This window comes from Kineococcus sp. TRM81007 (assembly GCF_022669155.1).
Lineage (GTDB): Bacteria > Actinomycetota > Actinomycetes > Actinomycetales > Kineococcaceae > Kineococcus.
Genome location: NZ_JALBVB010000023.1, coordinates 78558 through 84831 on the forward strand (window position 1 = coordinate 78558; position 6274 = coordinate 84831).

The following is a 6274-nucleotide window of genomic DNA, read 5'->3' on the forward strand; positions in this document are numbered from 1 at the left end:
CCGGGCCGACCGCGCCCGGCCGGCACCACCGCCAGACCCGTTGAGGAGACCCGCTGATGACCGTCCCGTTCCCGTCCGCGCGCACCGCCGTCGTCACCGGCGTCGGAGCACCCCGCGGCATCGGCCGCGTCGTCGCGCGCCGACTGGCCCGCGAGGGCTGGAGCCTCGCGCTCGTCGACGTCCGGCCCGACGGCGTCGCGGAGATCGCCGACGAGCTCAGCGGCACGACCGACGTGCTGGGCGTCCCGGCCGACATCACCTCCCCCGTGGAGGTCCGGTCGGCGTTCGACCGCGTCGACGGCGCGCTGCCGCCCGTCGTGGGCCTCGTCAACCTCGCCGGCACCGCCTGCCCGACACCCCTGCTGGAGCTGACGGTGCAGGAGTGGAACACCAGCTTCGCCGTCAACGCGACGGGGTCCCTGCTGATGATCCAGGAGGCGGCGCGGCGGATGGCCGCCGTCGGGGTCGGCCGCATCGTCAACACCTCCTCGATCACCGCCCTCGACGGCGGCGGCACGTTCTCCAAGACCGCCTACGCCGCGTCGAAGGCCGCCGTTCTCGGGCTCACCAAGGGCGCCGCCCGGGAACTGGGCCCGCTCGGCATCACCGCGAACGTGCTGCTGCCCGGCCCCGTGGACACCGACATCATGGGTGGGCAGCTCACCGAGGAGCGCAAGGCCGGGATGGCCGCGGGCATCCCGGTGGGGCGTGTCGGCCAGCCGGACGACATCGCCGCGGCCGTCTCCTTCCTGCTCGGTGAGGAGGCCGGGTACGTCAACGGTGCCAGCTTCCAGATCGACGGGGGCAAGCTCATCCACTGACGCGGATCAGCGCTTCGCCTCGCAGAGCCAGGATCCGGTTCAGCGGATCACTCGCGCCAGGGCTCGCGTGCCACCGACGGGATCTACCGCATCGGGCGGCAGCCGCGGCTGGCTGGTATTCCAGCCAGGTGGCTCTCATGGTGGCCGCACGTACTTGGCGCACCCCATCCGCAGCGTGATGCCGTCCTTGGACGGTCCGGTTCTCGTCGCCTTGGCCGGATCCGCTGCTCCGGCCTCCGGCCGGGATATCGCTCGGCTCGTGGGGAAGGCCTCCCATGCCGGTGTACAGCGGGTCTTGGCTCGCCTCGCCACCGTTCGCCCGAACGGCCCTGCCGTGGTGAAGGACCTTCGGCGACTGCTGGAGATCAAGGACCAAGCGCACTGCGCCGCGACGATGGTCTCCGCCGCACGTGCTGAACAGGCCGTCCAGTGGGCGCGTCGTCTCCACGATCTCGCTGTTCGCACCGGTTGAGTCGCGACCCGGTCTCCCTCGGTGATCAAGGAAGTGGCAACTTCCTTGATCACCGAGGGGTCGGGGTCAGCTGTGCTGCGCCGTCCAGGCCGCGTGCAACCGCGAGTACGGCCCCCCGGCGTGCGCCAGCTCCACCGCCGGCCCCACCTCCACGACCCGCCCTGAGTCCACGACCACCACCGTGTCCGCGGCCTCCGCGGTGGAGAGCCGGTGCGCGATGGCCACGGACGTCCGCCCGCTGAGCACCCCTTCCAGCGCCCGCTGCAACCGCACCTCGGTCGCCGGGTCCACGGACGAGGTCGCCTCGTCCAGCACCAGCAGGTCCGGGTCGGCCAGGTGTGCCCGGGCGAGCGCCACGAGCTGCCGTTCCCCGGCGGACAGCCGCTCGCCGCGCTGCCCGACGGGGGTGTCGAGCCCGTCGGGCAGCCCGTCGAGCCAGCCGGCCAGGCCGAGGTCCTCGAACGCCGCCCGCACGTCCGCCTCCGTGGCGCCGGGCTTGCCGCGGCGCACGTTCTCCCCGACGGTGGCGTCGAAGAGGAACCCCTCCTGGGGCACGGCGACGACGCGGCGGTGCAGTTCGCGGCTGGGCAGGTCGCGCGCGTCCACGCCGTTGAGCAGCACCCGCCCGGAGGCGGGGTCCACCAGGCGGGTCACCAGCCGGGCGAGGGTGGTCTTGCCGGAGCCGGTCTCGCCGACGACGGCGGTGCGTGAACCGGCGGGCAGGTGCAGGGTGACGCCGGTCAGGACGGTCTTGTCGGTGCCGGGGTAGGTGTAGGCGACGTCCTCGACGCGCACGTCCACCGGCCCCGCCGGCAGCTCCTTCACGCGTTCCTTCGACGGTTCGGGGACGGTGACGGGGGTGTCGATGAGGTCGACGACGCGGCGCCAGCCGGCGAGGGCGTTCTGCAGTTCGTTGAGCACCTCGGTCGCGGCCTGCACCGGCCCCACCCACAGCTGCGCGAGGAACAGGAACGCCAGCAGCCGCCCCAGGGTGATGTCGCCGTCGACGCCCAGCAGGGTGCCGACCACGATGACGAGCGCCACCACGAGCCCGGAGACGAACACGCCGGTGGTGAACGTCGCCGCGGTCGCCACCTGCGCCTTCACGGCCTGCTTGCGGTGCGCCTCCACGGCCGCGTCGACGGTGCGGCGGGAGCGGGCCTCGGCGGCGTGCGCGCGGATCACGTCGGCGCCCACGACCGTCTCGGAGACCGCGGCGAGCATCTCGCCCATCCGCACCCGCACCCCGGCGTACGCCTGCGCCACCGGCCGCTGCAGCTTGTGCCGGGCGAGGACCAGCGGCAGGAAGCAGCCGAGCACCACGAGCGCCAGCTGCCACGAGTAGACGAACATCACCGCGGTCGCGAGGACCACCTGACCCAGCGAGAGGACCAGCACGAGCATGCCGGTCTGCAGGAACGTGGAGATCGTGTCGACGTCGCTGGTGACGCGGCTGACGAGCGCGCCGCGCCGCTCCCCGGACTGGGTGAGCACCGCCAGGTCGTGCACGTGGCGGAACGCGCGGGTGCGCAGGTTCGCCAGTCCCGCCTCGGTGGCGCGGAACAGGCGCACGTTCACCACCCACGCGGTGACCACGGTGAGGAGCACGACGACGGCCGCGATCGAGCACAGCACCGCGACCCTGCCGACGTCCGGCCCGTCGGGGCCCATGACGCCGGTGTCGACGGTCTGCTGCACCGCGATCGGCACGACGAGCTTGCCGACCGTCGTGGCCGCCGCGATGGCCAGGGTGATGCCCAGTCCCTCGGCGATCTGCGGGGTCAGTTCCCGCGCCCGGCGCAGCACCCCGCCGCGCTCGGCGGAACCGGCCGCCGCCCCGATGGTGGTCGTGCTCACGCCATCCCCGCCTTGTTCGCCGCTTCGTCCGCCCGGTCGCGCGCCGCCCGCGCGTACGCCGTCACCAGGTCCCGGTAACCGGCGTCACGGGCCTCGACCTCCGCCGCCGGTCCCCGGTCCACGACCCGGCCGCGTTCCAGGTGCACCACCTCGTCGGCCAGCGCGATCGTCGCCGGCCGGTACGCCACCACCACCACGGTCGTGCCGGAACCCGACGACGCCAGTCCGTCCAGCACCGCCCGCTCCACGGCCGGGTCCAGGGCGCTGGTGGCGTCGTCCAGGACCAGCAGCCGGGGTTTGCGCACCAGCGCCCGCGCCAGGGCCAGGCGCTGCCGCTGCCCGCCCGACAGGGTGGAACCTCGCTCTCCGACTAGCTCGTCCAGGCCGCCCGGCAGGGACTTCACGAAGTCTTCGGCGCGCGCCAGGCGCAGCGCCTCCCACACGTCGTCGTCGTCCACGCGGCGCTCGGCGGGGACGTCGTCGGCGTCCAGGCCCAGGGCGATGTTGCCGCGCACCGTGTCGTCGAACACGAACGTCGACTGCGGCACCAGCGCCGCCGCGCCCGCCACCTCACCGGCGGCGAGTTCACGCACGTCCACCCCGTCGAGCAGCACCCGCCCGGACGTGGGGTCGACCAGGCGCACCAGCATCCCCGCCAGCGTCGACTTGCCCGACCCGGTGCCGCCCACGACCGCCACCGTCGTCCCGGCCGCCACGTCGAGGGTGACGTCCGCGAGCGCCGGGGCGGTCTCGCGCCGGGGCGCGGGCGCCTCGTCGCGGCGCACGAACTGCCCGGGGACGTCGGGGCGCTCGGCCAGCGGGTCGGTGGCGGGGACGGGGTGGCGGTAGGTGAGGTCCTTCGCCGCGACCGCCAGGGGACCGGTGCCGGGAGCGGGGCGGTCCCCCCACGGGGTCGTCGCCCCCTCCTGCAGCACCGCCTGCACGCGCGCGTCCCCGGCGACGGTGCGCGGCAGTTCCGACAGCAGCCACCCGAAGGAGCGCACCGGGAACGCCAGCAGCCCCAGCAGGTACGCGATCTGCACGAGGTCGCCGACGCCCACCGCCCCGTTCGCGGCGCGGACCGTGCCGACCACGAGGACCGCGAGGGTGCCCAGGTTCGGCAGGGCGTCGATCACCGGGTCGAACGTGCCGCGGGTGCGGCCGGCGGCCACGTTCGCCGCGCGCAACCGGTCGGCGTCGGCCGCGAACCGCTCCACCTCCTCGTCGGCCAGGCCGAGGGTCTTCACGACCAGCGAGCCCTCGAAGCTCTCGTGCGCGGTCGCGGAGACCTCACCGCGCAGCTGCTGCACGCGCGTCACCCGCGGGGACATGCGCCGCTGGTAGACGACGTTCGCGGCCACCAGCGCCGGCAGCACCAGCAGCCCCACCGCCGCCAGCACCGGGTCCGCGGCCGCCATCGCCACCCCCGCCACCGCGATGAGGACGACGACGCCGAGCGCGAACGGCAGGATGAACATCGCCTGCCAGGTGGCCTCCACGTCCGAGCTGGCCGTCGCCAGCAGCCGCCCGGCCGGGTGGGCGTGGTGCCACGACAGCGGCAGCTCCAGGTAGCGGCGCGCCAGCGAGCGGCGGTAGCGGGCCTGCAGGGCGAAGGCGACCATGCCGGCCCAGATGCGCCGCACGAGGATCGCCGCGACCGTCACCACGGTGACGGCCATCAGCGTCGCCCCGGCCAGCCACACGTCCGCGGTGCTGACCGCCTCGCCGGAGCCGGTGACCGCGGGCACGACGACCCGCTCCGTCACCCGCCCCACGAGCCAGCCGCTGGCGGCGGTGCCCACGCCGTACAGGGCCGAGCCGATGATCGCGATGGTGAAGAGGCGTCGCTCTTCCCGGGCGCCGCGGGCCATGGTGCGCATGCCGCTGACGAAGGTGCCGCTCACTGGATGAAGCCTGGCACGGGTGCGTGCGTGGTGCTGGACGAGGCTTTCCCGATCAATCGGTGCGCTTCCTCCAGCTGTGGTCACTTGCGTCACCCGCAACTTGCGAGACAGGTGACTCACGGTGGATCCGTGGTCCTCTTCGTGCACCGCGGCTCCGAGCTCGCTGAGCTGACCCGCGCGGTGCCGGAGCTGTCCGGTGTCCTGCGCGCCTTCCTCGACCGGCCCGCCGGCCGCGGCGTGCGGGTCCTGCTGTGCGGGTCCGCGGTGCGCAGCACGGCCGAGCTGCAGGAGGAGCGCTCACCGCTGTTCGGGCGCTTCGGGCTGCGCCCCTTCGCCCCGCACGAGGTCCCCGCCCTGCTGACCGGGCTCGCCCCCGCCGAACGGGCTCAGGTCTACGCCCTGCTCGATGGCGTGCCGCTGCACCTGTCGCGGTGGGACACCGCCGACGACCTCGCCGGGAACCTGCGGCGCCTGGCGGCCCGGCCCGGTGGGCTGCTCCTCACCGAGGGCGACCTCCTCCTGGCCACCGAGGTGGAGCGCGGTGACCAGCCGGCTGCCGTCCTGCAGGCCATCGCCACCGGCAGGACCGAGCACCAGGAGATCAAGGCGTGGGTCGGTGCCGAGCCCAGCCGCACCCTCGACCGGCTCGTCGAACTGCGCCTGGTCGAGCGGATCGTGCCCGTGACCGAGGACCCCCGGCGCACCCGGCGGCGCAGCTACCGCATCGCCGACGACTTCCTCGCCTTCCACCTCGGCCTCCTCGGCCGGTACCGCCCGGAGATCGAGCGCGGCCTCGGGGAGTCGATCCTGCCCGTCCTGCTGGACAGCCTCGACGACGCCAGCGGCCCGGCGTGGGAGGTCGCGGTGCGCGACCACGTCCGCCGGCTCGCCGCCGCGGGGGAGTTCGGCGACGAGGTGGTCGCCGTCGGGCCGTGGTGGCGGGGCGACGGCACCGACGAGATCGACGTCGTGGCGCTCGCCGGCCGGCAGCGCCGGCCCGTGCTGGTCGGCGAGGTGAAGTGGCGGCGCGAGGTGGACGGGGACCGGCTGGTGCGGACGCTGCGCGCCAAGGCCGCCGGGCTGGACGTCGACGTGGAAGAGCTGCGGTTCCTCGTCGCCGCGCGGGAGGACGTGCGGGTGCGAGCGGAGGAGCCGGTGGTCGTCACGGCGGCGGACGTGTTCGCGTGACGGTGGCGGGTGGCCACCACGACGACGCCCCG

At 74.5% G+C, this 6274-nt stretch carries 4 protein-coding genes; 2 read left to right on the forward strand and 2 right to left on the reverse strand.

The features are described from left to right. Positions 1-56: 56 nt before the first annotated feature. A complete protein-coding gene (locus MN205_RS01115; protein ID WP_242123483.1) occupies positions 57-821 on the forward strand; it encodes an SDR family NAD(P)-dependent oxidoreductase in 765 nt (254 codons plus the stop codon). A 538-nt stretch (positions 822-1359) separates the two neighbouring features. Here MN205_RS01115 and MN205_RS01120 read toward each other — a convergent pair. After that, the gene (locus MN205_RS01120; protein ID WP_242123485.1) at positions 1360-3150 is read right to left on the reverse strand and encodes an ABC transporter ATP-binding protein; all 1791 of its coding nucleotides are present in this window, start codon (positions 3148-3150) and stop codon (positions 1360-1362) included. Further along, positions 3147-5054, reverse strand: a complete 1908-nt coding sequence (locus MN205_RS01125; protein WP_242123487.1) for an ABC transporter ATP-binding protein — start codon at positions 5052-5054, stop codon at positions 3147-3149. The genes MN205_RS01120 and MN205_RS01125 overlap by 4 nt, the downstream gene beginning before the upstream one ends. A gap of 129 nt (positions 5055-5183) precedes the next feature. Here MN205_RS01125 and MN205_RS01130 point away from each other — a divergent pair, with 129 nt between their 5' ends. Further along, complete coding sequence (locus MN205_RS01130) at positions 5184-6242, forward strand: DUF234 domain-containing protein (RefSeq protein WP_242123489.1); 1059 nt, start codon at positions 5184-5186, stop codon at positions 6240-6242. Positions 6243-6274: the final 32 nt, after the last annotated feature.

What these genes read in the sequence shown, in the direction of transcription:
- MN205_RS01115 (WP_242123483.1), top strand. Translation starts at nt 57, where the DNA reads ATGACCGTCCCGTTCCCGTCCGCGCGCACCGCCGTCGTCACCGGCGTC.